This window comes from Streptomyces sp. NPDC086519 (assembly GCF_040686075.1).
GTDB classification, from domain to species: Bacteria; Actinomycetota; Actinomycetes; order Streptomycetales; family Streptomycetaceae; genus Streptomyces; species Streptomyces shenzhenensis.
Genome location: NZ_JBFBJL010000026.1, coordinates 109,522 through 132,227, shown reverse-complemented (window position 1 = coordinate 132,227; position 22,706 = coordinate 109,522). Strand labels below are relative to the sequence as shown.

At 71.4% G+C, this 22,706-nt stretch carries 21 protein-coding genes and 1 riboswitch; of the genes, 8 read left to right on the top strand and 13 right to left on the bottom strand.

Translation table 11 applies throughout. The features are described from left to right. Positions 1 to 92: 92 nt before the first annotated feature. From AB0P24_RS24940 to AB0P24_RS24910, 7 genes are all read left to right on the top strand, one after another. Positions 93 to 611, top strand: a complete 519-nt coding sequence (locus AB0P24_RS24940) for an Lrp/AsnC family transcriptional regulator (RefSeq protein WP_181805818.1) — start codon at positions 93 to 95, stop codon at positions 609 to 611. A gap of 2 nt (positions 612 to 613) precedes the next feature. Continuing rightward, entirely contained in the window at positions 614 to 1,978 is a 1,365-nt protein-coding gene (locus AB0P24_RS24935; RefSeq protein WP_365797515.1) for an aspartate aminotransferase family protein, read from the top strand. Between the two features lie 189 nt (positions 1,979 to 2,167). Next, positions 2,168 to 2,908 (top strand): ATP-binding cassette domain-containing protein, encoded by a 741-nt coding sequence (locus AB0P24_RS24930; RefSeq protein ID WP_365797513.1) that lies wholly within the window; start codon positions 2,168 to 2,170, stop codon positions 2,906 to 2,908. Beyond that, positions 2,890 to 4,401 carry a hypothetical protein gene (locus tag AB0P24_RS24925; protein ID WP_365797511.1) on the top strand — a complete coding sequence of 504 codons (1,512 nt, stop codon included), beginning with the start codon at positions 2,890 to 2,892 and terminating at the stop codon, positions 4,399 to 4,401. The genes AB0P24_RS24930 and AB0P24_RS24925 overlap by 19 nt, the downstream gene beginning before the upstream one ends. 97 nt (positions 4,402 to 4,498) lie before the next feature. Then, positions 4,499 to 4,906, top strand: coding sequence for a VOC family protein (locus AB0P24_RS24920; protein WP_365797509.1), 408 nt, complete (start codon positions 4,499 to 4,501; stop codon positions 4,904 to 4,906). A 16-nt stretch (positions 4,907 to 4,922) separates the two neighbouring features. Then, positions 4,923 to 6,071 carry a Rossmann fold nucleotide-binding protein gene (locus AB0P24_RS24915; RefSeq protein ID WP_365797507.1) on the top strand — a complete coding sequence of 383 codons (1,149 nt, stop codon included), beginning with the start codon at positions 4,923 to 4,925 and terminating at the stop codon, positions 6,069 to 6,071. Between the two features lie 159 nt (positions 6,072 to 6,230). Further along, the gene (locus AB0P24_RS24910; RefSeq protein WP_365797505.1) at positions 6,231 to 6,938 is read left to right on the top strand and encodes an LAETG motif-containing sortase-dependent surface protein; all 708 of its coding nucleotides are present in this window, start codon (positions 6,231 to 6,233) and stop codon (positions 6,936 to 6,938) included. A gap of 78 nt (positions 6,939 to 7,016) precedes the next feature. On the opposite strand, the gene AB0P24_RS24905 is transcribed toward AB0P24_RS24910, so the two are convergent. The 9 genes from AB0P24_RS24905 to rpsB form a co-directional block, all read right to left on the bottom strand. Beyond that, positions 7,017 to 8,036 (bottom strand): ABC transporter ATP-binding protein, encoded by a 1,020-nt coding sequence (locus AB0P24_RS24905; protein WP_365797504.1) that lies wholly within the window; start codon positions 8,034 to 8,036, stop codon positions 7,017 to 7,019. Continuing rightward, entirely contained in the window at positions 8,036 to 9,634 is a 1,599-nt protein-coding gene (locus AB0P24_RS24900) for an iron ABC transporter permease (RefSeq protein ID WP_365797502.1), read from the bottom strand. The genes AB0P24_RS24905 and AB0P24_RS24900 overlap by 1 nt, the downstream gene beginning before the upstream one ends. A 44-nt stretch (positions 9,635 to 9,678) precedes the next feature. Continuing rightward, positions 9,679 to 10,746: a thiamine ABC transporter substrate-binding protein gene (locus AB0P24_RS24895; RefSeq protein WP_365797500.1), complete on the bottom strand. Its 1,068-nt coding sequence runs from the start codon at positions 10,744 to 10,746 to the stop codon at positions 9,679 to 9,681. Positions 10,747 to 10,818: 72 nt separating this feature from the next. Beyond that, a riboswitch (TPP riboswitch) is annotated at positions 10,819 to 10,926 on the bottom strand. 25 nt (positions 10,927 to 10,951) lie between these two features. Continuing rightward, positions 10,952 to 12,058 (bottom strand): 23S rRNA (adenine(2503)-C(2))-methyltransferase RlmN, encoded by a 1,107-nt coding sequence (rlmN, locus tag AB0P24_RS24890; RefSeq protein ID WP_365797498.1) that lies wholly within the window; start codon positions 12,056 to 12,058, stop codon positions 10,952 to 10,954. Positions 12,059 to 12,234: 176 nt separating this feature from the next. Continuing rightward, complete coding sequence (locus tag AB0P24_RS24885; RefSeq protein ID WP_365797496.1) at positions 12,235 to 13,578, bottom strand: phosphatidate cytidylyltransferase; 1,344 nt, start codon at positions 13,576 to 13,578, stop codon at positions 12,235 to 12,237. Next, positions 13,578 to 14,135: a ribosome recycling factor gene (gene frr, locus AB0P24_RS24880; protein ID WP_132889831.1), complete on the bottom strand. Its 558-nt coding sequence runs from the start codon at positions 14,133 to 14,135 to the stop codon at positions 13,578 to 13,580. Before frr ends, AB0P24_RS24885 begins: the two co-directional genes overlap by 1 nt. A 146-nt stretch (positions 14,136 to 14,281) precedes the next feature. After that, a complete protein-coding gene (gene pyrH, locus AB0P24_RS24875; RefSeq protein ID WP_365797493.1) occupies positions 14,282 to 15,040 on the bottom strand; it encodes a UMP kinase in 759 nt (252 codons plus the stop codon). Positions 15,041 to 15,254: 214 nt separating this feature from the next. Then, positions 15,255 to 16,091, bottom strand: a complete 837-nt coding sequence (gene tsf, locus AB0P24_RS24870; protein WP_365797492.1) for a translation elongation factor Ts — start codon at positions 16,089 to 16,091, stop codon at positions 15,255 to 15,257. A 133-nt stretch (positions 16,092 to 16,224) separates the two neighbouring features. After that, the gene (gene rpsB, locus AB0P24_RS24865; protein WP_365797490.1) at positions 16,225 to 17,142 is read right to left on the bottom strand and encodes a 30S ribosomal protein S2; all 918 of its coding nucleotides are present in this window, start codon (positions 17,140 to 17,142) and stop codon (positions 16,225 to 16,227) included. 280 nt (positions 17,143 to 17,422) lie between these two features. Here rpsB and AB0P24_RS24860 point away from each other — a divergent pair, with 280 nt between their 5' ends. Beyond that, a complete protein-coding gene (locus AB0P24_RS24860) occupies positions 17,423 to 17,998 on the top strand; it encodes a M23 family metallopeptidase (protein ID WP_365797488.1) in 576 nt (191 codons plus the stop codon). Positions 17,999 to 18,103: 105 nt separating this feature from the next. Here the strand turns inward: AB0P24_RS24860 and AB0P24_RS24855 are convergent, their stop codons facing one another. From AB0P24_RS24855 to AB0P24_RS24840, 4 genes are all read right to left on the bottom strand, one after another. Further along, a complete protein-coding gene (locus tag AB0P24_RS24855) occupies positions 18,104 to 18,661 on the bottom strand; it encodes a TetR family transcriptional regulator (RefSeq protein WP_365797535.1) in 558 nt (185 codons plus the stop codon). Positions 18,662 to 18,787: 126 nt separating this feature from the next. Further along, on the bottom strand, positions 18,788 to 19,630 hold the full coding sequence (gene whiG / locus AB0P24_RS24850) for an RNA polymerase sigma factor WhiG (RefSeq protein WP_217547435.1): 843 nt from the start codon (positions 19,628 to 19,630) through the stop codon (positions 18,788 to 18,790). Positions 19,631 to 19,952: 322 nt separating this feature from the next. After that, on the bottom strand, positions 19,953 to 21,098 hold the full coding sequence (dprA, locus tag AB0P24_RS24845) for a DNA-processing protein DprA (RefSeq protein WP_365797485.1): 1,146 nt from the start codon (positions 21,096 to 21,098) through the stop codon (positions 19,953 to 19,955). Then, positions 21,095 to 22,705, bottom strand: coding sequence for a YifB family Mg chelatase-like AAA ATPase (locus tag AB0P24_RS24840; RefSeq protein WP_365797483.1), 1,611 nt, complete (start codon positions 22,703 to 22,705; stop codon positions 21,095 to 21,097). The genes dprA and AB0P24_RS24840 overlap by 4 nt, the downstream gene beginning before the upstream one ends. Position 22,706: the final 1 nt, after the last annotated feature.

Genomic DNA, 22,706 nt, shown 5'->3' with positions numbered 1-22,706 from the left:
CCCCATGCCCGTCGTGTCTGCGAAATCCGCAATCCATGCCACCCCAAACAACGAATTTCATCGATGCGGCCTTGCGGAACCGTCGAGACGTCGTGCACAGTGTGCTCGTGGCCAGTCGAAGCGCAGACCAGAGGGACTCGTCGCGCGAGTCCAGGAACGGCACCCCCCAGTTGGACGCCGTCTCCCTCGCCATCATCCAGCAGCTCCAGGAGGACGGCCGCCGTCCGTACGCCGCGATCGGCAAGGCCGTCGGCCTGTCGGAGGCGGCCGTGCGCCAGCGCGTCCAGAAGCTGCTGGACCAGGGCGTCATGCAGATCGTCGCCGTCACGGACCCGCTCACCGTGGGCTTCCGCCGGCAGGCGATGGTCGGCATCAACGTCGAGGGCGATGTCGAGTCGATCGCGGACGCGCTGACCGGCATGTCGGAAGTCGAGTACGTGGTGATGACCGCGGGCTCGTTCGACATCCTCGCGGAGATCGTGTGCGAGGACGACGACCACCTGCTGGACGTCATCAACAAACGCATCCGGGCGCTGCCCGGCGTGCGCTCCACCGAAAGCTTCGTCTATCTGAAGCTGAAGAAGCAGACCTATATGTGGGGAACCCGATAACCGTGACCCAGAAGGACCTCAGCCGCACCGCGTACGACCACCTGTGGATGCACTTCACCCGCATGTCCTCGTACGAGAACTCGCCCGTCCCGACCATCGTCAGGGGCGAGGGCACCTACATCTACGACGACAAGGGCAAGCGCTACCTCGACGGTCTCGCCGGTCTGTTCGTGGTCCAGGCCGGTCACGGCCGCACGGAGCTCGCCGAGACCGCCTTCAAGCAGGCCCAGGAGCTGGCGTTCTTCCCGGTGTGGTCGTACGCCCACCCGAAGGCCGTCGAGCTGGCGGAGCGGCTGGCCGACCACGCGCCCGGCGACCTGAACAAGGTCTTCTTCACCACCGGCGGCGGCGAGGCCGTCGAGACCGCCTGGAAGCTGGCCAAGCAGTACTTCAAGCTCCAGGGCAAGCCGACCAAGTACAAGGTCATCTCGCGCGCGGTCGCCTACCACGGCACCCCGCAGGGCGCCCTGTCGATCACCGGCCTGCCGGCCCTGAAGGCTCCCTTCGAGCCCCTCGTCCCCGGTGCCCACAAGGTCCCGAACACCAACATCTACCGCGCCCCGATCCACGGCGACGACCCGGAGGCCTTCGGCCGCTGGGCCGCCGACCAGATCGAGCAGGAGATCCTCTTCGAGGGCCCGGACACCGTCGCCGCGGTCTTCCTGGAGCCGGTCCAGAACGCGGGCGGCTGCTTCCCGCCCCCGCCCGGCTACTTCCAGCGGGTGCGCGAGATCTGCGACCAGTACGACGTGCTGCTCGTGTCCGACGAGGTCATCTGCGCCTTCGGCCGCCTGGGCACGATGTTCGCCTGTGACAAGTTCGGCTACGTCCCGGACATGATCACCTGCGCCAAGGGCATGACCTCGGGCTACTCCCCGATCGGCGCGTGCATCGTCTCCGACCGCGTCGCCGAGCCGTTCTACAAGGGCGACAACACCTTCCTGCACGGCTACACCTTCGGCGGCCACCCGGTCTCCGCGGCGGTCGGCCTCGCCAACCTCGACCTGTTCGAGCGCGAGAACCTCAACCAGCACGTCCTCGACAACGAGGGCGCCTTCCTCTCCACGCTCCAGAAGCTGCACGACCTGCCGATCGTCGGCGACGTCCGCGGCAACGGCTTCTTCTACGGCATAGAACTCGTCAAGGACAAGGCCACCAAGGAGTCCTTCAACGACGAGGAGACCGAGCGCGTCCTGTACGGCTTCCTCTCCAAGGCCCTGTTCGAGAACGGCCTGTACTGCCGTGCCGACGACCGCGGCGACCCGGTCGTCCAGCTCGCCCCGCCGCTGATCTCCAACCAGGAGACCTTCGACGAGATCGAGCAGATCCTGCGCGCCACCCTCTCGGAGGCGTGGACGAAGCTCTGACCATTTGGATCAGCGCTCTGATCCGGCCCCGGTGCCGTCCGTTCGAGTGAGAACGGCGGCCCGGGGCCGTGTGCTGTCCGGGCTCCGGCCCCGACCCTGCCTAGCGTGCACGTGACCGATCGGCCCAGCCTTTCGTTCCCCCGCACGTGGGAAGGCACGGCAAACGGATCAGAACCGAGGTGTACGCCCATGGAGGCCCCGCCGGACAACGACGTGCTGTGGGCACGCTCCCTGTACTTCCGCCACCAGGACGGCTCGCCCGGTATCGCCGGCATCTCGCTCGGCGTGCGGGAGGGCGAGATCCTCGCCGTCAGCGGCCCGCGCGGCAGTGGCAAGACGACGCTGCTGAGGTGCCTGGCCGGTCTGGTCCCGGCGCAGGGCGGCGAGGTCTGGTTCAACAGCAAGGCCGTGCACCGGATGGGTCCGTTCACCCGCGAACGCCTGCGCCGCGACCGCTTCGGCTGGATCGACCCGGCCCCGACGCTCGTCCCCGAGCTGAACGTCTGGGAGAACACGGCCCTGCCCCTGATGCTGCGCGGGACCGGCAGGCGCCGGGCCAAGGTGGCGGCGCTGGAGTGGCTGGAACGCCTCGACGTCGGCGACAAGGCCCGCAAGCACCCGGCCGAGCTCCAGCAGGCCGAGCGCCAGCGCGTCTCCATCGCCCGCGCCCTGGCCCCCGCCCCCACCATCCTCTTCGCGGACGAACCGACGGCCCCGCTGCACCGCGCCGACCGCGCCCACGTCCTGCGCACCCTCACCACGGCGGCCCGCTCGCACGGCATCACGGTCGTCCTCGCCACGCACGACGCGGAGACGGCGGCCCTCGCCGACCGCAAGGTCGCGCTCCTGGACGGCCGCCGGGTGAACACGGTCCACCTGCCGCCGGTCGCCGAAGCGGAAGGCCGGGCCGAGTGCTCGCTCTCCGCCTGACCCTCCCCGCCCGGCCGGCCGTGCACCTGCGCCGCCTCCTGGTGGCCGCGGCGGCCGCCGGCACGGGCTTCCTGCTGCTGTCCGCCCTCGGCTACGGGCTGACCCACCCGACCCACTCGACGGCGGCGCTTCTACGCCTGTCCTGGTGCGCGGTCCCGCTCGCCACCACGGTGCACCTCGCGGTCGCGGTGGCCCGCACCGACCCCGGCGCCAAGCCGCGCTCCGCTCTCTCGGCGTTCGGACTGGGCCCGGCCCGCCTGATGGCGATCGCCGCCCTCAACACGGCCCTCGCCTGCGCCCTGGGCTCCCTGCTGGCCCTCCTGTTCTTCCTCCACCTGCGTGGCGACCCCACGGGCATGCCCTTCGGCGGCGCGGCGAAGGACTTCCTGGCCGCCCACAGGTCCCTGCCCCTCCCGGCGGCCCTGACCCTCCTGACCGTCCCCCCGGTACTGGCGTCCACCACGGTCGCGCTGGCCCTCCGCCCCCGCGACCTGCCCCACTCCGGCGCCCGGTCCCGCATGTACGGCCGCTTCGGCGCCTACCAGCGAACAGCGAAGCACGAAACCTTCGGCGCCTACGGCCGCTTCGGCGCCCGCCTCCTCCGCACCCCGGCCCACGACGGGCGGCCATCCCGTCGGCCCGCGGGCAGCCGTGCCGCCGGGGCGACGGGGGTCGCCCCGCGCGAGCGAAGCCGAGTGCGGGCGAGGGTGGGCGCGGGGGATCCCCCCTCTGGGACAGGCACCCCGCAAGCGCCGGAGAGCGACACCCCGCCCGCCCCGGCCCCCGCGTACGGCACCCCGCAGGCGCCGGTGAGCGAAACCCACCTCCCGGCCCCCGCCGACCGCGCCGCGGACACCCCGCCCCCGTTCCCCGGCCTTCCCACCGCCCCGCCCTCCGGCCTCCCCTGGGGCGTCGCCGTCCTCGCCGCGGGCCTCGCCGTGGAGTCCTACGCCGGCCTCACCGGGACCGCCCCGCACACCACCCTCCCCGGCGGCCTGGTGGGCGGCCCGGCCGGCGTCCTCGCCGGCTGGGCCCTCACCGCTCTCGGCCTGGTCCTCGCCGCCCCGGGCCTCACCCACCTCTGCGGCCGCCTCCTGCAGGCCGTCCGCCCCGGCGCCCGCCGCCTCCTGGCCGGCCGCGTCCTGATGGCGGAGGCCACCCGCGTCGGCCGCCCCCTCGGCGTCGTCTGCGCGGTGGCGTCGGCCGGCTTCGCGGCCACCACGCTCTACGGCTACGGCAGCACCGCCGCCTTCGGCCCCCTCACCGCCCTCGGCGGCCTGGTGGTGGCCGGCTGCGCGGTCGCCACCCTGCTCACCGCCGCCGTGGAGGCCCGCCAGTGCCGCGCGGACACCACCGCGGCCCTGCTCCGCGTCGGCGCCCCGGCGACCATGCTGCGCGGCGCTGCGGCCCTGCGCGCCGGCGCCCTGCTCGTCTTCTTCGGCCCCCTCACCCTGCTGATCGCCGAACTCGCCGCACTCCCGCTCGCCCGCTGAGAATTCGTACGAAAAAAAATCCGGACCCGGCGATGACTTTCGCCGCACCCCCCGGTCTATCCCCGTGAACGGCATGACACCCCGAGGGAGAGACCCCATGTACCAGCAGATGATCTTCGTGAACCTGGCCACCGATGACGTCGCCGCGTCGCGGAAGTTCTTCACGGAGCTCGGCTACTCGATCAACCCGCAGTTCAGCAACGACGACTGCTCCTGTGTCGTGATCAGCGACACGATCATCGCGATGCTGCTGAGCAAGCAGCGCTACGCAGACTTCACGAAGAAGGAGATCGCCGACTCGACGAAGACCAGCGAGGTGCTGATCTGCCTGAGCGCGGAGAGCCGCGAGAAGGTCGACGAGCTGGTGGAGAAGGCGGTCGCGGCCGGCGGCACGGCGAATGACGACGTCCAGGACCAGGGCTTCATGTACGGCCGCTCCTTCGACGACCTCGACGGCCACAGCTGGGAGGTCGTGTGGATGGACCCGGCGGCGGTGCAGGGCTGACGCCTAGCATGGGCGGGTGCATCCGACACCCGCCCAACCGCGCCCCGAGCAGCCGCAGCCGCACCACCGGGCCGCCCGCGACCGTGAGATCGAGTCCCTCGCCGAGTTCGACGAGGTCGTCGCCACGCACGGCACACTCGGCCAATACCGGGTCCAGGCCGTCGATCTGACGGACCGTACGGACGTCCTGCTGACCACCGACACCACCGGCGCCGTATTCCTCGGCTGCCCGATGTCCCCGGAGGCCGCCGCCCGGGTCGGCGCGTCCGGCGCACTGGTGTTCCCGCCGGTCCCCGACCTCCCCTTCGACCCGTACCGCGCCTTCGTCCACTCGCCCGAGGAACTGTTCGACTCGCTCGACGCGGGCTACGAGGCGACCCCGGACGCCCGTTCGTACGCCTGGTTCCGGCAGACGACGGCGGACGGTGACATATTCGCCTCGATGCTGCGCTCGATCCACGACGACGCGGTCTCCGACGCGCTGGACGAACTCCTCGTCGGCGCGCGGGTGGTGGGCGTGATGGGCGGGCACGCGATGGCGCGCGGCACGGCGGAGTACGCCGGTGCCGCCCGGCTGGGCCGGGAGCTCGCGCGGGACGGCTTCATGGTGGCGACCGGCGGCGGCCCGGGCGCGATGGAGGCGGCGAACCTCGGCGCGTACGCGGCACCCTTCGACGACGGGATGCTCGACGAGGCCCTCGAACTCCTCGCCAAGGCGCCCTCGTTCCGGCCCTCGATCACCGACTGGGCGGGCGCCGCCTTCGAGGTCCGCGAGCGCTGGCCGGACGGCGGTCCGTCGGTCGGCATCCCCACCTGGTTCTACGGCCACGAGCCGCCGAACGCCTTCGCCGCCTACATAGCCAAGTACTTCGCCAACGCCACCCGCGAGGACGGCCTGCTGGCCCGCTCCAACGCCGGTGTGGTGTTCCTGCCGGGCGCCGCCGGGACCGTACAGGAGATCTTCGACAACGCGACGCCCAACTACTACGAGTCGCGGGGCGAGCCGACCCCGATGGTGCTCGTGAACGAGGCGCACTGGAGCGAGCGGCTGCCGGCCTGGCAGCTGCTGACCGCGCTCGCGGGGGAGCGCGCGATGGCGTCCCGTATCGCCCTCGTTGACCGGATCGAGCAAGCTTCACAAGCGCTGAAACGTCTCAGCGATTAACGAGTGGGTAAAGTCAACACCCGTGGACCGCATATGCATTGACACTGCTTACGGAGCGCTTATAGACCTGTGAGCCTCTTGGGGGCGGTGATGCGCCACCGCACCGTCGCGTCAACTCCCCCTCAACCCCCCGCAGTCATGCACTCAGTAAGGACAAACGTGTCCATATCCCGCCGCAGTGCACGCCGTTCCGTGCGCATCCTGGGTGTTGCCTCCGCGTCGGCCGCGCTGGTCCTGGGCGTCTCCAACAGCGCCCTCGCGTGCAGCATCTCCGATTTCTCCGCCGAAGCCACCTGCGACGGCACCAACGGTGTCATCAACGTCAAGGACATTGACGCCTCCGGCACTTCGGCCACCGTCACTGTCTTCCTTGAGAACAACAGCGCCGACGCGAAGCAGGTCGGCAAGGCCCAGATCGTCAAGGGCTCCAAGGGGGGCACCACGGTCTCCTTCTCCGAGGCCTGGCAGCCGAACGCGGAGTACCGGGTCCACGTCGTGGTCGACACCGCCAGATTCAAGATCGACAAGGACATCACGCCGAACCTGACGACCCCGTCGACCGCGTGCAAGTCCGACGAGAGCTCCAGCCCCTCCCCGTCGGAGTCGGCCTCCCCGTCGCCGTCGGCGTCCGAGTCCACCCCGGCCGAGTCGGACTCCCCGACCCCGTCGGCCTCGGACAGCACCACCGCCCCGGCGAGCACGTCGGACAACGCCCCCTCCCCGGCCGTCGGTGAGTCGAACCTCGCCGAGACCGGTGCCAACTCCAACACCGGCCTGATCGCCGGTATCGCGGCCGCGCTGGTCGTGGTCGGCGGTGGCGCGGTGTGGTTCGGCATGCGCCGTCGTGGGGCGCACAGCGGTAACTGACGCGCCTCTCACTCGTACCCGGCCGAGGCCCGCTCCCGTATCCCCGGGGGGCGGGCCTCGGCCGTACCCGTGAGGGCCTCAGTCCAGTACGACGGTCTCCGCCGCGTCGAACTCCACACCCACCGCGTCCCCGGCCTCGGGCGCCGCCCGCAGCGCGCAGGCCGCCTCCAGGCGGGGGCCGTCCTGGGGCTGGAGGTGGACGGTGACGTGCGTGCCCTTGAAGGTGCGGGCGGCCACCGTGCAGGGCAGTCCCGCGTCGGCGCCGACCAGCCGGACGCCGGCCGGCCGGACGAGCACGGTCCGTGTCCCCTGCCCGGAGCCCTCGGGCACCGGCACCTTCCCCCACGGCGTCACCGCGACCGTTCCCTCGACGGTCGCCGGGACCACGTTGTCGAAGCCGAGGAAGCGGGCCACGAACTCGTCCGCGGGCCGCTGCCAGACGTCCAGGGGCGTACCGGACTGGGCGATCCGTCCGTCCCGCATCACGACCACCCGGTCGGCCAGCGCGAACGCCTCGCCCTGGTCGTGCGTCACGGCGAGCACGGTCGTGCCCAACCGCCCGAACAGCTCCCGCAGTTCGACCACCAGCCGCTCCCGCAGCGAACGGTCGAGCTGCCCCAGCGGTTCGTCGAGCATCAGCAGCCGGGGCCGGGGCGCCAGCGCCCGGGCGAGCGCCACCCGCTGCTGTTCCCCGCCGGAGAGCCCGGCGACGGCCCGCCGGGACGCCCCCGGAAGCCCCACCAGCGCCAGCAACTCGCCCACCCGCTCGGCCTGTTCCGCCTTCCCGGCGCCACGCATCCGCAGCCCGAAGGCCACGTTCGCGCCCACGTCCCGCTGCGGGAAGAGCTGATGGTCCTGGAACATCAGCCCGACCCCCCGCTGGTGCGCCGGCACCCGCGCCTGGTCGTGCCCGTCGAGCAACACCCGCCCGGAGTCCAGCGGTTGCAGCCCCGCCACCGCCCGCAACAGCGTCGACTTGCCGCTTCCGCTGGGCCCGAGCACGCACACCACCTCGTGCTCGGCCACCTTCAGTCCGACGGCGTCGAGCACCGCCCGGCCGCCGAACCGCACGGTGGCCGCGTCGAGAGTCAGCAGCATCAGAACTCCCCCGTCCGGTCGGTCCGCAGCCGCTCAAGAACCAGCAGCGCCACCGCGCACACCACCATCAGAATCGTGGAAAGGGCCATCGCCTGGCCGTAGTTGAGGTCACCGGGGCGGGACAGCAGCCGGGCCACCGCGACCGGCAGGGTCGGGTTGTCGGGCCGTGCGATGAACACGGTCGCCCCGAACTCCCCCAGCGACACCGCGAAGGCGAAGCCCGCGGCGATCAGCAACGCCCGCCGCACCATGGGCAGATCGACCTCCCGCCACACCCGCCAGGGCGACGCCCCGAGCACGGCCGCCGCCTCCCGCAGCCGCTCGTCCACGGCCCGCAGCACGGGCAGCATGGTCCGCACCACGAAGGGCACGCCGACCAGCGCCTGCGCCAGCGGGACGAGGATCCAGGACTGGCGCAGATCCAGCGGCGGCCTGTCGAGGGCGATCAGGAACCCGAATCCGACGGTCACGGCGGACACCCCGAGCGGCAGCATCAGCAGCGCGTCGAACCCCCGTACCAGCCGCCCCGCGTCCCGCCGGGCCAGCGCGGCGGCGGCGAGCCCGCCGATCACCACCGCGACGGCGGTGGCCGCGACCGCGTACTCCAGGGAGTTGGCCACCGACTCGATCGGCGCGACCAGGAAGGTCCCTCCGTCGGCGTCGCCCAGCGCCCGGTAGTACCCGAACCCCCCGTCCAGCGACCGCCGCACCAGCACGGCCAGCGGCAGCACGAGGAGTACGGCGACGGTGGCGAGGACCCCGCCGAGCAGCGCCCACTGCCCTGCGCCGCGCGGCCGGCGTGCCGTCACCGACGGGTCCACCAGCCGGAGCGCGCTCTCCCGCCGCCGTACCGTCCACGCGTGCACGGCCAGGATCGTGCCGACCGCGGCGAACTGCACGAGGGTGAGGACGGCCGCCGTGGAGAGGTCGAAGATCTCGGAGGTCTCCCGGTAGATCTCCACTTCGAGGGTGGAGAACGTCGGCCCGCCGAGGATCTGCACCACGCCGAAGGAGGTGAAGGTGAACAGGAACACCATCAGCGCGGCGGCGGCCACGGCGGGCGCGAGCGCGGGCAGGGTGACCTTCCGCCAGGCGGCCGCCGGGGAGGCGCCGAGCATCCGGGCGGCCTCCTCCTGCCGGGGGTCCAGCTGGGCCCACAGACCGCCCACGGTCCGTACCACGACCGCGTAGTTGAAGAAGACGTGCGCCAGCAGGATGGCCCAGACGGTGGTGTCGAGTCGTACCCCCCACAGCTCGTCCAGCAGCCCGCCCCGCCCGACGAGCGCGAGGAAGGCGGTCCCCACCACGACCGTCGGCAGCACGAAGGGGACCGTCACGACGGCCCGCAGCACCTGCCTGCCCGGGAAGTCGAGGCGGGCGAAGACATAGGCGGCGGGCAGCGCGACCAGGAGGGTGAGCGCGGTGGAGGCGAGCGCCTGCCAGGTGGTGAACCAGAGCACGTGCCGGATGTCGGACTGGCCGACGACCTCGGCGATCCTCCCGAACCGCCACACCCCGTCGGCCTTCAGCCCGCGCGCGACGATCGCCGCGACCGGCCAGGCGAAGAAGACGCCGAAGAACGCGACGGGCACGGCCATCAGACCGAGCCGCGCCGCGCTCCCCGAACGGCCCTTGCGGGGCGCTACTTCAGTACGAGTGACGTCCACGTCTTGACCCACTGGTCACGGTTGGCGGCGATCTTCACGGGCGCCATGGTCTCGGGGTCCTTCGCGGCGGGACCGTACTTCGTGAACTCGGCGGGCACGCTCGCCCCCTGGACCACCGGGTACACGAACATGTTCAACGGCATGTCCTCCTGGAACTCCCTGGAGACCAGGAAGTCGATGAGCGCCTTGCCGCCCTTGGTGTTCTGTGCGTTGCTCAGCAGCCCGGCGAACTCGATCTGCCGGAAGCAGGTACCGGTCGCGACCCCGGTGGGCGCGGTGCTGGGCTTCGGGTCACCGTAGATCACCTCGGCGGGCGGGGAGGAGGCGTACGACACCACGAGCGGCCGGTCTCCCTTGGCCTTCTTGCCGCCGGCCGAGCCGGAGAACTCCTCGTTGTAGGCCTGCTCCCAGCCGTCGACGACCTTGACGCCGTTGGCCCGGAGCTGCTTCCAGTAGTCCGGCCAACCGCTGTCCCCGTACCGGGCGGCGGACCCGAGCAGGAAGCCGAGCCCCGGTGAGGAGGTGGCCGCGTTCTCGGTGACGAGGAGGTTCTTGTACTGCGGCTTGACGAGATCGGCGTACGACGTCGGCGGGGTCAGCTTGTGCTCGCTGAAGTACGCCTTGTCGTAGTTGACGCAGATGTCGCCGTAGTCGATGGGCGTGACCCGGTGCCCGGCCGCGTCAAGCTGGTACGCCTTGCCGACCCGGTCGAGGCCCTTGGCCTCGTACGGCTGGAAGAGACCGTTGTCGAGCGCGCGGGAGAGCAGGGTGTTGTCGACGCCGAAGAACACGTCGCCCTGCGGGTTGTCCTTGGTCAGGATCGCCTTGTTGACGGCCTGTCCGGCGTCGCCGTCCTTGAGGACCTTCACCTGGTAGCCGGACTGCTTCTCGAAGTCCTGGAGCACGTTCTTGGAGACGGCCCACGAGTCGTGGCTGACCAGGGTGATGGTCTTGGAGCCGGCCTCGGTACCCGATGACGAGCACGCGGACAGCGTGACGAGACCGAGCCCGACGGCCACGGCCACGAAGGTCTTGGTGTGCACTGGTGTTTTCCTCCTGGGGCGGACCAGGAAGAGACGCGGCCCCACCCGGGAAACCCGGGCAGGGCGCAACAGCTTGAGTGATGACCGAACTTCCTACCCAGAATGACCTGGGCGAGGTTCAGAGGGTCTGCGGCCCGATTGCCGCACTCTCAGCGCTGTGGCGCTCCCCTGTCGGAATATGAAGATGTGTTGTACGGCCCTCAGATTACCTCTCGGTGGCCGCGAGCTGACCACAGGCGCCGTCGATCTCCTGGCCACGGGTGTCCCGGATCGTCACCGGCACACCGTGTGCCTCGATCGCCGCGACGAACGCCTTCTCGTCCTCCGGCCGCGAGGCGGTCCACTTCGAACCCGGCGTCGGGTTCAGCGGGATGAGATTGACGTGCACGGGCTTGCCCCTGAGCAGGCGGCCCAGCCGGTCGCCGCGCCACGCCTGGTCGTTGATGTCGCGGATGAGCGCGTACTCGATCGACAGCCGCCGTCCGCTCTTCTCGACGTACTCGAACCCGGCGTCGAGGACCTCGCGCACCTTCCACCGCGTGTTCACGGGCACGAGGGTGTCGCGCAGTTCGTCGTCGGGAGCGTGCAGGGAGATCGCGAGCCGGCACTTGAAGCCCTCGTCGGCGAACCGGTGGATGGCCGGGACCAGTCCGACGGTCGAGACGGTGATGCCGCGCTGCGAGAGGCCGAGCCCGTCCGGGGCGGGGTCGGTGAGCGCCCGGATGGCTCCGACGACCCGCTTGTAGTTGGCGAGCGGCTCGCCCATCCCCATGAAGACGATGTTCGACAGCCGCGCGGGCCCGCCGGGCACCTCGCCGTCCCTGAGCGCCCGCATCCCGTCGACGATCTGGTGGACGATCTCGGCGGTGGACAGGTTCCGGTCCAGCCCCGCCTGCCCGGTCGCGCAGAACGGGCAGTTCATCCCGCAGCCCGCCTGCGAGCTGATGCACATGGTCACCCGGTCCGGGTAGCGCATCAGCACCGACTCGACGAGCGTCCCGTCGAACAGCCGCCACAGCGTCTTGCGCGTCGTCCCCTCGTCGGTCGACAGATGCCGTACGACCGTCATCAGCTCGGGGAACAGCGCCTCCCGCAGCTTGTCCCGCGAGCCGGCCGGGATGTCCGTCCACTGCTCGGGGTCCGGCGCGTACCGCGCGAAGTAGTGCTGCGAGAGCTGCTTGGCACGAAACGGCTTCTCGCCGACCTCGGCCACCGCGTCCTTGCGCTCGGCGGGCGAGAGATCAGCGAGATGCCGCGGCGGCTTCTTGGCTCCGCGCGGCGCGACGAAAGTGAGTTCTCCGGGCTTGGGCATGGTGGTACCAGTGTCGCAGATCAATTCAGGTGGCCCGCGACCGTGAGTTCACGGGACCGCACAGGTCAGTGCCGAGGACCGCGTAGGTCAGTGCCAGGGAGCCCCCGCCCTGCGAAGGACGAGGGCTCCCCCACGACAGCTGTACGCCGGCCACTGCCGACGTACGTCCGAGTGGATCAGCCACTGCCCACGAACAACACCATCAGCAACCACACCACCGGAGCCGTCGGCAGCAACGAGTCCAGTCGGTCCATGATGCCCCCGTGGCCCGGCAGCAGCGTGCCCATGTCCTTGATGCCCAGGTCGCGCTTGATCATGGACTCGCCGAGGTCGCCGAGGGTGGCGCTGGCCGCGACCGCGAGGCCCAGCAGCAGGCCCTGCCACCAGGTGCCGTCGTCGATCAGGAACTGCATGCACAGCGCGCCCGCGACCATCGCGAACAGCACCGCGCCGACCAGGCCCTCGCGGGTCTTGCCGGGGCTGATGCGCGGGGCGAGCTTGTGGGTGCCGAAGCGCCAGCCGACCGCGTAGGCGCCGGTGTCGCTGACCACCGTGAGGAGCAGGAAGGTCAGCACCCGGAAGGGGCCGTCCTCGGCGGTGAGCATCATCGCGACGAACGTCGCCAGGAACGGGACGTAGAACGCCGCGAACAGGCCCGCGGTGACGTCCCTGAGATAGCCCTCCGGCGGTTCCGTCATCCGCCAGACCAGAACCGCGAGCCCGGTGAGCGCCAGGGCGACCCAGGCGCCCTCGGCACCCCGGGCGTAGCCGGCCACCACCATCGCCGCGCCGCCGAGTGCCAGCGGGACCAGCGGCGCCTTGATGCCCTTGCGCTCCTGAAGCCTGCTGGTCAGCTCCCACAGACCGACCACGACCGCGACCGCCACGACGCCGACGAAGACGGCCTTGACGACGAACAGGGACGCCACGATCACGACGCCGAGTCCGACGCCGACCCCTATGGCCGCGCCCAGGTCGCGTCCCGCGCTCTTCTTCTGCGGCGCGGGCGCCGGCTGGGGGGCGTCGGGCATGGGCTCCTGATTCTGCGGCGCCGCCGCGTACGGCAGAGGCTGCGCCGACGATGCGTCGTTGCGGAACGTCTCGTCTCGGAACAGAGGGCCGCTCAGCCGAGCGGCCCCCCGGTCGTCGTCCTGGTCCGAGCCGTACGCGGGTACGTCGTCGGGCACGACGGGCAGGGGGCGAGTCTGCTGCGCGCTCTGCGCATCGTACGTGGGACCCGTCGGGACGGCTCCCTGGACATGCCCCTGGTCATAGCCGTGGGTACGACCGGGGTCGTACCCCTGGCCGGGACTCTGGGCCGGACCGTGGACGTATCCCTGGGCGGGGCCGGGGCCGTACCCCTGACCGGTGTCCGGCCCGTGGCCGTGACCGTGGCCCTGACCGTGGTCGTACCCCTGGCCCATGCCCTGATCGGTCGGTCCCCAGTACCCGGCCGGTGTTCCGGCCTGCCCGGCGTGCGGCCCGGCGTGCGGCGGGGCTCCCCAGGATGAGTCGCTCATCAGACTTCGAGAAGCTCCGCTTCCTTGTGCTTGAGGAGCTCGTCCACCTGCGCGACGTACTTCGCGGTGGTGTCGTCGAGCTCCTTCTCGGCGCGGCGGCCCTCGTCCTCGCCGACCTCGCCGTCCTTGATCAGCTTGTCGATCGCGTCCTTGGCCTTGCGGCGCACGGAGCGGATGGACACCCTGGAGTCCTCCGCCTTGCCCTTGGCGACCTTGATGTAGTCGCGGCGGCGCTCCTCGGTGAGCTCGGGGAACACCACCCGGATGATGTTGCCGTCGTTGCTCGGGTTGACGCCCAGGTCCGAGTCGCGGATCGCCTGCTCGATGTTGCGCAGGGCCGTCTTGTCGAACGGGGTCACGACCGCCATGCGCGGTTCCGGCACGGAGAACGAGGCCAGCTGGTTGATCGGCGTCGGCGCGCCGTAGTAGTCGGCCACGATCTTGTTGAACATCGCCGGGTGCGCACGGCCGGTGCGGATCGCGGCGAAGTCCTCCTTGGCGACCACGACGGCCTTCTCCATCTTCTCCTCGGCTTCGAGGAGGGTCTCTTCGATCACCACTTGCTCCTGCGTGTCTTGAGTAAGGCCCGGCTGCGGTTCCGTTGCGGGGCGGCGGCCGGCTGCGTCGCGTCTTCTTTCCCCGACGCTTCCCGACCGGCATGACATTGTCCATCCCCCGGTCAGGGCGCGTCAGGCGGTGCCGGTCAGTCCCGGCTGCCGTGTTCACCCACCAGCGTGCCGATCTTCTCACCCTTGACGGCGCGCGCGATATTGCCCTCCGCAAGCAGCTCGAATACCAGGATCGGCAGCTTGTTGTCGCGGCAGAGCGTGATCGCGGTGGCGTCGGCGACCTTGAGCTCGCGGGTGATGACCTCGCCGTAGCCGAGGGAGTCGAACTTGACGGCGTCCGGGTTGGTCTTGGGGTCGGAGTCGTAGACCCCGTCCACACCGTTCTTGCCCATGAGCAGGGCCTCGGCGTCGATCTCCAGGGCGCGCTGGGCGGCGGTGGTGTCGGTGGAGAAGTACGGCATGCCCATACCGGCGCCGAAGATGACCACGCGGCCCTTCTCCAGGTGGCGGACGGCGCGCAGCGGGATGTACGGCTCGGCGACCTGCCCCATGGTGATCGCGGTCTGCACCCGGCTGTCGATGCCCTCCTTCTCCAGGAAGTCCTGGAGGGCGAGGCAGTTCATGACGGTGCCGAGCATGCCCATGTAGTCGGAGCGGGCCCGGTCCATGCCGCGCTGCTGGAGCTCGGCGCCGCGGAAGAAGTTGCCGCCGCCGATGACGACGGCGACCTGCGCGCCGTCGCGGACCACGGCCGCGATCTCACGGGCGATCTTGTGCACCACGTCGGGGTCCACGCCCAGGCCGCCGCCACCGGAGAAGGCCTCTCCGGACAGCTTCAGCAGAAACCGGCCGCGTACTTTGCCGTCGTCGCTCTTCTGGGCCTTGGTGGTCATGGAGATCCCGCCTCTTTCACGTGTTGCACATACGCATACGAAGAAGGCCATTGCCGGTGGGGTCGCTTTTCGCTGCCCATGCGCGGCAATGGCCTCCTCGTCAGATCTGCCGCCGTCCGTCACGTCCCTGGGTGTGGCGGTGTGTACGGACGACTGCTGTCGACCGACCCTATCGGGATTTCCCCGTGGGTCGCGTGTCGATCGCGGTACGGACTCAGATGCCGACCTTGATGCGCGTGAAGCGCTTCAGGGTGACACCGGCCTCGTCCAGGACCTTCTGGACCGACTTCTTGTTGTCGAGCGCGTACGGCTGGCCGAGCAGCGTGGCGTCCTTGAAGAAGCCGTTGAGGCGACCCTCGACGATCTTCGGGAGAGCGGCCTCGGGCTTGCCCTCGGCGCGGGTGGTCTCCTCGGCGATGCGGCGCTCGGACTCGACGACCTCGGCCGGCACGTCCTCCCGGGAGAGGTACTTCGGCGCGAAGGCGGCGATGTGCTGGGCGACGCCCTTGGCGACCTCGGCGTTCGGCTTGTCCAGCTCGACGAGGACACCGATCTGCGGGGGCAGGTCGGGCATCGTGCGGTGCATGTAGGCGGCGACGTAACCGCCGGCGTACTGCGCGAAGCGGTCCAGGACGATCTTCTCGCCGAGGTTGGCGTTGGCCTCGTCGACGTACGCCTGGACGGTCTTGCCGGGCTCGATCTCGGAGGCGAGCAGGGCCTCCAGGTCCGCGGGGGCAGTCTTGGCGACGTGCTCGGCGATCGTGTTGGCGACGGCCTGGAACTTGTCACCCTTGGCGACGAAGTCCGTCTCGCACTTCAGCTCGACGAGGACGCCGGAGGAGTTGTCGTCGGCGATGATCGAGACCACGGCGCCGTTCTCGGCGGAGCGGCCCTCGCGCTTGGCGACGCCCTTCTGGCCCTTGATGCGGAGCGCCTCGACAGCCTTGTCGACATCGCCCTCGGCCTCGTCCAGGGCCTTCTTGCAGTCCATCATGCCGGCGCCGGTGAGCTCGCGGAGCTTCTTGACGTCAGCGGCGGTGTAGTTCGCCATGAGTCTGTGAGTCTTTCTCGAAGTCGGGAGATCTGCCCGATCCACGATCTACACGTAGATGTAGAGCGCGAATCTATGGGTGAACGGCGGGGGCGTTCGGGATGTCGCCGCCCCCGCCGTCGACGCTGACGGGTCAGGCCTGCTCGGCGTCCGCGGCCGGAGCCTCGGCAGCCGGAGCCTCGGCAGCCGGGGCCTCGGCAGCCGGAGCCTCGGTCTGCTCGGCGTCGGCGACCTTCTCGGTCTCGGCGGAGGTCTGGACCTCGGCCTCGTCCGCCTTCTTCTCGCCCTCGAGCAGGTCGCGCTCCCACTCGGCGAGCGGCTCGCCGGCGGCCTTCTCGCCCTTGTCGCCGGTGGCAACACGAGAGCGGGAGATGAGGCCCTCGGCGACCGCGTCGGCGATCACGCGGGTGAGCAGGGTGACGGAGCGGATCGCGTCGTCGTTGCCCGGGATCTTGTAGTCGACCTCGTCGGGGTCGCAGTTGGTGTCGAGGATCGCGACGACCGGGATGTTGAGCTTCCGGGCCTCACCGACCGCGATGTGCTCCTTCTTGGTGTCCACGATCCAGACGGCGCTGGGCACCTTCTGCATCTCGCGGATACCACCGAGGGTCTTCTCCAGCTTGGCCTTCTCGCGCGAGAGCACGAGAAGCTCCTTCTTGGTCAGACCGGACGCGGCGACGTCCTCGAAGTCGATCTGCTCGAGCTCCTTGAGGCGCTGCAGACGCTTGTAGACGGTCGAGAAGTTGGTGAGCATGCCGCCCAGCCAGCGCTGGTTGACGTAGGGCATGCCGACGCGGGTGGCCTGCTCGGCGATGGCCTCCTGCGCCTGCTTCTTCGTGCCGACGAACATGACCGTGCCGCCGTGGGCGACGGTCTCCTTGACGAACTCGTAGGCGCGGTCGATGTACGACAGCGACTGGAGCAGGTCGATGATGTAGATGCCGTTGCGCTCGGTGAAGATGAAGCGCTTCATCTTCGGGTTCCAGCGACGGGTCTGGTGACCGAAGTGGACGCCGCTCTCCAGCAGCTCCCGCATCGTGACGACGGCCATGGCCGTATCTCCTTGAATTTCTCGGTTGTGCCGCGGGGGCCGGACGGCTCCCGCGCCTGACGCCCGGGTGCGCTGTGCCGCGAAGGACCGAGAAGCGCTGACATCTGCCGGTGACGGCCGGATGTCGGGGCGTGCGAAGTCGACCCGGTGACCCGGATCGCCACAAGAAGTGTACGGGACCGGCGAGGCGCCGGGTGACGCCGCTGTCCACAACCCCGGAGTAATCCACAGGTACCGGCCATGATCGGCGGAGCTGCGGGACGGTTTGACCATGATGGTCATGCGACGCGCGATGCGAAGGATGTGGGCGGTGACGGCGTTGCCGCTGGCCCTGGGGGCGACCGCGGCCCGTGCCTGGGTCGGGGCGGACGCCCCGCCGCCCCCGGCCGCGCCGCCCGTGCCGGCGATCGCCCGCGCCTGGCCGGTGGGGGTACGGCCGCCGGTCCTGCGGGGCTGGGAACCCCCGGCGACGGTGTACGGCCCCGGGCACCGGGGAGTCGACGTGGGGGCGTCCGCCGGTGAGCCGGTACGGGCGGTGGCGGCGGGCCGGGTCGCCTACGCGGGGCGGGTGGCGGGGAGGGGCGTGGTGTCGGTGCGGCTGGCGGGCACGGATCTTCGCACCACCTACGAGCCGGTGACGGCGACGGTGCGCACGGGGGACGAGGTGGCCGCGGGGCAGGTGGTGGGGACCGTGGAGCCCGCGGGTGCGCACTGCGGTGCGCGTGGGTGCCTGCACTGGGGGCTGCTGCGCGGGGAGACGTACGTGGACCCTCTGCTGCTGTTGCCGCCGTGGTTGTTGGACCGGGGTCCTTCGAGACTGCTTCCCGTGCTGGGGGTACCGCTCCCGAAGGGGTGATTCTGTGGGGTGCGCGGCCGCGGGCCGGTGGGGGCTGATCGCGCCCACGCGGCGGAGCCGCACATTGACTCAGCCCACTCAGCCCCGCGCCCCTGACGGGGCGCCTCAGCCCCTGACGCCCCGCAGTGCCATGCCCACCGCCGCGTCGGTGATCACCGCCGGGTCCTCCGCCGCCCCCAGCTCGATCCGCCGTACCGCGGCGTCCACGATCCCCTGCACCAGCATCGCCGCCAGCCGAGGCTGCTCATGCCCCAGCTCCCCCAGCGCCTCCACGATCATCGCGACCAGCCCGCCGTGCGCGGCCCGGATCTTCTCCCGCGCCCCCGCGTCCAGCTCGCTCGCCGAGATCGCGACCACCGCACGGTGCCGCCGGTCGCCGACCAGGGCCAGCTGCTGCCGCACATACGCCTCGACCTTGCCCTCGGCGGAGCCCGCCCGCTCCATCGCCGCCGCGACCTCCGCCGCCCACACCGGGAAGTCGGCCTCGCACAGCTCCTCGACCACGGCGGCCCGGGAACGGAAGTACTCGTACACGGAGGACCGCGCGAGCCCGGTGCGCTCGGCGAGCGCGGGGAACGTCAGCGCCTCCGTGCCGCCCTCGGACAGGAGGGCGCGCGCCGCGTCCAGCAGGGCGGCTCGCTGCATCGACCGGTGCTCGGCCACGGAGGCCGCTCGAATCCTTGGCACGTCAACCACTTTACGGACGCGCCGGGCCGGAGGGGAGGCAGCACGACGCAGACGCGGGGTGCCGGCCGGCGCCGTTGGCCGAAAACCTCCCGCCGGACCCGCTCAGCGGCCAAAACTCGCCAGCTTCGCCCGCAGTTGCAGCACCGACTTGGTGTGGATCTGGCTCACCCGGCTCTCGGTGACCCCGAGCACGTTCCCGATCTCGGCGAGGGTGAGGCCCTCGTAGTAGTAGAGGGTCACCACGGTCTTCTCCCGTTCCGGCAGCGTGTTGATCGCCCGCGCCAGAAACCGCCTGAGCTCCCGGTCCTCGGCCACCTCCACGGGGTTGTCCGCGGCGGTGTCCTCCAGCGTGTCCATCACGCTCAGCCCGTCGCCGCCCTCACCCCCGACGTGCAGCAGCTCCTCCAGCGCCACCACGTTGGCCAGCGACAGCTGGCTGAAGACGGCGTGCAGCTCGTCCACCTCGATGCCCAGCTCGGCGGCGACCTCGCCCTCCGAGGGCGTGCGCCGCAGCCGCGCCTCCAGGGTGGCGTAGGCCCGCTCCACGTTCCGCGCCTTCTGCCGGACCGAGCGCGGGATCCAGTCCAGCGCCCGCAGCTCGTCGATCATCGCGCCCCGGATCCGGGTGATCGCGTACGTCTCGAACTTGATCTCCCGGTCGACGTCGAACTTCTCGATCGCGTCGATGAGCCCGAACACGCCGGAGGAGACGAAGTCGGCCTGCTCCACGTTGGGCGGCAGGCCCACGCTCACCCGCCCGGCCACGTACTTGACCAGCGGCGAGTAGTGCAGGATCAGCTGTTCCCGCAGCCGGTCGTCCCCCGTCGCCTTGTACGACCGCCACAGCTCGTCGAGCGTCGAGGGAGCGGGCGGCCGGACTCTGCCACCGTCACGGGCGGCTGGGGGGATCGCCGCCCGGTCGGACCCGGAGGTGTGCTGGGGCATTCGTCGCCTTGTGCCGTTCTGCCGTGAAGTGCCAGGAAGTGCTGTGAAGTGCCGTGGAGTGGGGGGAGCGGGGAGTGAAAGCGATGGTTGGGCGAGGTGTCGTTCTCCTGTCGGTTGGCGCATTCCGTGTCAGGCCTTTCGTGAGCGTAGCGTGACTGGGGAGTCGCGGTGCGCGAACAACGAGGCTCCACCCCCGCGCGAACCCCCTGCGCGGCGCACCCCGCCGCGCCGGGCACATCGCTCTGCGTGATCACACGGGAGCGTCAACTCCGGGAATTCCCAAGGGCGTCGGGGGTTCCCCCGGACGGCCGAACACGTTCGGTCAACACCGGCTCCGACCGGCCCGGACCGAGATCACCGCCTGGCGTGTCAACTTCCAGCCATCGCCGTGTCGTTCGACGTAACCAAGTGCTCGGAGTTCGTACAGCCTCGCGACGGCCTCGTCCTCGGACGTCTGGGCGCCACGTGCCACCTCTTCGGGTGAGGCCGTCCGGTTGCCGGGCAGCGCGGACAGGACCTGCCGGGCGGCGGGTTCGAGCAGGTCGCGCGGGAGGACGGGGCCGCGTCTGGCCGGGGCCAGCTCGCCCATGTCACCCACGAGTTCGACGACCTCCGCGGCATCGGTGACCAGCACGGCCTCCCCGCGGAGCAGTTCGTGCACCCCGGCCGAGAGTCCGCTGGTGACCGGTCCGGGCACCCCCATGGTGAACCGGCCCAGCCGCTGCGCCGCCCGCGCGGTGACCAGTGAGCCGCTGCGGTGGGCGGCCTCCACGACGACGGTTCCCCTGGTGAGCGCCGCGATGACCCGGTTGCGGAGTACGAACCTGCTCGGCGTCGGATGCTCGCCGGGCGGCAACTCCCCCACCACCAGGCCCTGTTCGGCGATCCTGTTGATCAACTCGGTGTGGCCGCGGGGGTAGGGCCGGTCGACCCCGCAGGCCAGCACGGCGACGGTGGCCCCACCGGCGCCGAGGGCTCCGCGGTGGGCGGCGCCGTCGACGCCGTAGGCCCCGCCGGACACCACGACCCAGCCGCGCTCGGCGAGCCCCGCGGCGAGGACGGCCGCCATGTGGGCGCCGTACTCGGTGCAGGCCCGGGCCCCGACGACGGCGACGGCGCGCAGCGCCCACATCCGCAGACTGGGCCGGCCGCGCACCCACAGGCCGAGGGGGCGGGCGTCGCCGAGGTCGTCGAGCTGGCTGGGCCACTCGGCGTCGCCGGGGCACACGAACCGCGCGCCCGCCTCGCGCGCGACGGCGAGGTCGGTCCGGGGGTCGGCCTGCGCCGCGCGGGCCAGCAGGCCCGTCCACCGTCTGCCGCCGACACCGGGCAGGGGCTGCCCGCGTTCGCGCAGCCGGGCGGCCACCTCCGGCACGCCCCGCTCCCGCACCCACCGCCCGGCGGCCTCGTCGCCGGGCTCGACGACCCGGGCCAGAAAGACCCGGTCGAGCAGCTCGGGGTCGCTCATGGGGCGATCCCTTCCAGAACCGCGCCGCGCCGGACGCCGGTGCGCAGTTCCAGGGCCAGGTTGACGTCGTTGGCCGAGGGGCGGTCGCGGCCCGCCAGGTCGGCGAGGGTCCAGGCGACCCGGAGCACCCGGTCCAGGCCGCGGGCGGTGAGCAGGCCCCGGTCGAGGTCCAGCTCGGCCTTGACGAGCGCGCCCGGCCGGACGTGCCAGCGGGTGCGCAGCTCATGGCCGGGGACCTCGCTGTTGGTGCGCCAGGGCAGCCCGTCGAAGCGCCGGGCGGCCCGCTCCCGGGCCGTGCGCACCCGGTCGGCCACGGCGGCGGAGGACTCGGCGCCGGTGTGCAGCCGCAGCAGCTCCTGCCTGGCGACGGGTTCGACGCTCACCCTGAGGTCCACGCGGTCCATCAGGGGGCCGGAGAGCCGGGCGCGGTACCGCTTGATCGAGGAGGGCCGGCACTCGCAGCCGTCGCCAGCGGTGCCGTGCCGGCCGCAGGGGCAGGGGTTGGCGGCCAGGACCATGAGAAACCGCGCGGGCATCCGCAGCATCCCGGCGGCCCGGGCGATGACGACATGGCCCGACTCCAGGGGCTGGCGCAGGGCGTCCAGGACGCTGCTGTGGAACTCGGCGGCCTCGTCCAGGAAGAGCACGCCGCGGTGGGCCAGGGAGACCGCTCCGGGGCGCGGCAGGCCGGTTCCGCCGCCGACCAGGGAGGCCATGGTGGCCGAGTGGTGCGGGGAGCAGTAGGGCGGCCTGTCGACCAGCGGGTGGCCGGGTGGCAGCATCCCGGCGACCGAGTGGACGGCGGTGACCTCCAGGGACTCCTGCCGGCTCAGCTCGGGCAGCAGGCCCGGCAGCCGTTCGGCCAGCATGGTCTTGCCGGCGCCGGGCGGGCCCTTGAAGAAGACGTGATGGCGTCCGGCCGCGGCCACCTCCAGGGCGGCCCGGGCCACCTGCTGCCCGGCGACGTCCGCCAGGTCGGGGGCGTGGTCGCCGGTGACCATGCCGGTGCCGAGCCCCATGCCCGGGAGGGCGAGCCCGGCGAGGAACGGGTCCGGGCGGATCTCGCCGGGAACGGGCTCCTCGTCGGGCACCGGTTCGTCGGTGAGGACGGCGATCAGCTGGCGCAGGCTGCGGACGCCCAGCACGGACACCCCCGGCACCAGCGAGGCCTCCGGCACCGCGCTCTCCGGCACGACCACCTGCTCGTATCCGGCGTCGGCGGCGGCCAGCACGGCGGGCAGGATGCCCCGGACCGGCCGGACCCGGCCGTCCAGGCCCAGCTCGCCGATCATCACGATCTCGGCGAGCACCCGGGGATCGATCCGCTCGGCCGCCCCGAGCACGGCCGCGGCCACCGCGAGGTCGAAGCCGCTGCCGCTCTTCGGCACGGACGCCGGGCTGAGCCCGACGGTGAGCTTCTTCGAGGGCCAGGAGGCGCCCGAGTTCACCACCGCGGCGCGGACCCGGTCCCGGCTCTCGGTCAGGCTCTTGTCCGGCAGCCCCACCAGGGTGAAGGCGGCCACCCCGGGCTCCAGGTCGGCCTGGACCTCGACCACCACGCCCTCGACGCCGACCAGCGCCACCGAGCAGGTACGGGCGAACCCCATC

What these genes read in the sequence shown, in the direction of transcription:
- AB0P24_RS24930 (WP_365797513.1), top strand. Translation starts at nt 2,168, where the DNA reads ATGGAGGCCCCGCCGGACAACGACGTGCTGTGGGCACGCTCCCTGTAC.
- AB0P24_RS24920 (WP_365797509.1), top strand. Translation starts at nt 4,499, where the DNA reads ATGTACCAGCAGATGATCTTCGTGAACCTGGCCACCGATGACGTCGCC.
- AB0P24_RS24905 (WP_365797504.1), bottom strand. Translation starts at nt 8,036, where the DNA reads ATGCTGCTGACTCTCGACGCGGCCACCGTGCGGTTCGGCGGCCGGGCG.
- AB0P24_RS24900 (WP_365797502.1), bottom strand. Translation starts at nt 9,634, where the DNA reads ATGGCCGTGCCCGTCGCGTTCTTCGGCGTCTTCTTCGCCTGGCCGGTC.
- rlmN (WP_365797498.1), bottom strand. Translation starts at nt 12,058, where the DNA reads ATGCCCAAGCCCGGAGAACTCACTTTCGTCGCGCCGCGCGGAGCCAAG.
- AB0P24_RS24885 (WP_365797496.1), bottom strand. Translation starts at nt 13,578, where the DNA reads ATGAGCGACTCATCCTGGGGAGCCCCGCCGCACGCCGGGCCGCACGCC.
- pyrH (WP_365797493.1), bottom strand. Translation starts at nt 15,040, where the DNA reads ATGACCACCAAGGCCCAGAAGAGCGACGACGGCAAAGTACGCGGCCGG.
- tsf (WP_365797492.1), bottom strand. Translation starts at nt 16,091, where the DNA reads ATGGCGAACTACACCGCCGCTGACGTCAAGAAGCTCCGCGAGCTCACC.
- rpsB (WP_365797490.1), bottom strand. Translation starts at nt 17,142, where the DNA reads ATGGCCGTCGTCACGATGCGGGAGCTGCTGGAGAGCGGCGTCCACTTC.
- AB0P24_RS24860 (WP_365797488.1), top strand. Translation starts at nt 17,423, where the DNA reads ATGCGACGCGCGATGCGAAGGATGTGGGCGGTGACGGCGTTGCCGCTG.
- whiG (WP_217547435.1), bottom strand. Translation starts at nt 19,630, where the DNA reads ATGCCCCAGCACACCTCCGGGTCCGACCGGGCGGCGATCCCCCCAGCC.
- dprA (WP_365797485.1), bottom strand. Translation starts at nt 21,098, where the DNA reads ATGAGCGACCCCGAGCTGCTCGACCGGGTCTTTCTGGCCCGGGTCGTC.
- AB0P24_RS24840 (WP_365797483.1), bottom strand. Translation starts at nt 22,705, where the DNA reads ATGGGGTTCGCCCGTACCTGCTCGGTGGCGCTGGTCGGCGTCGAGGGC.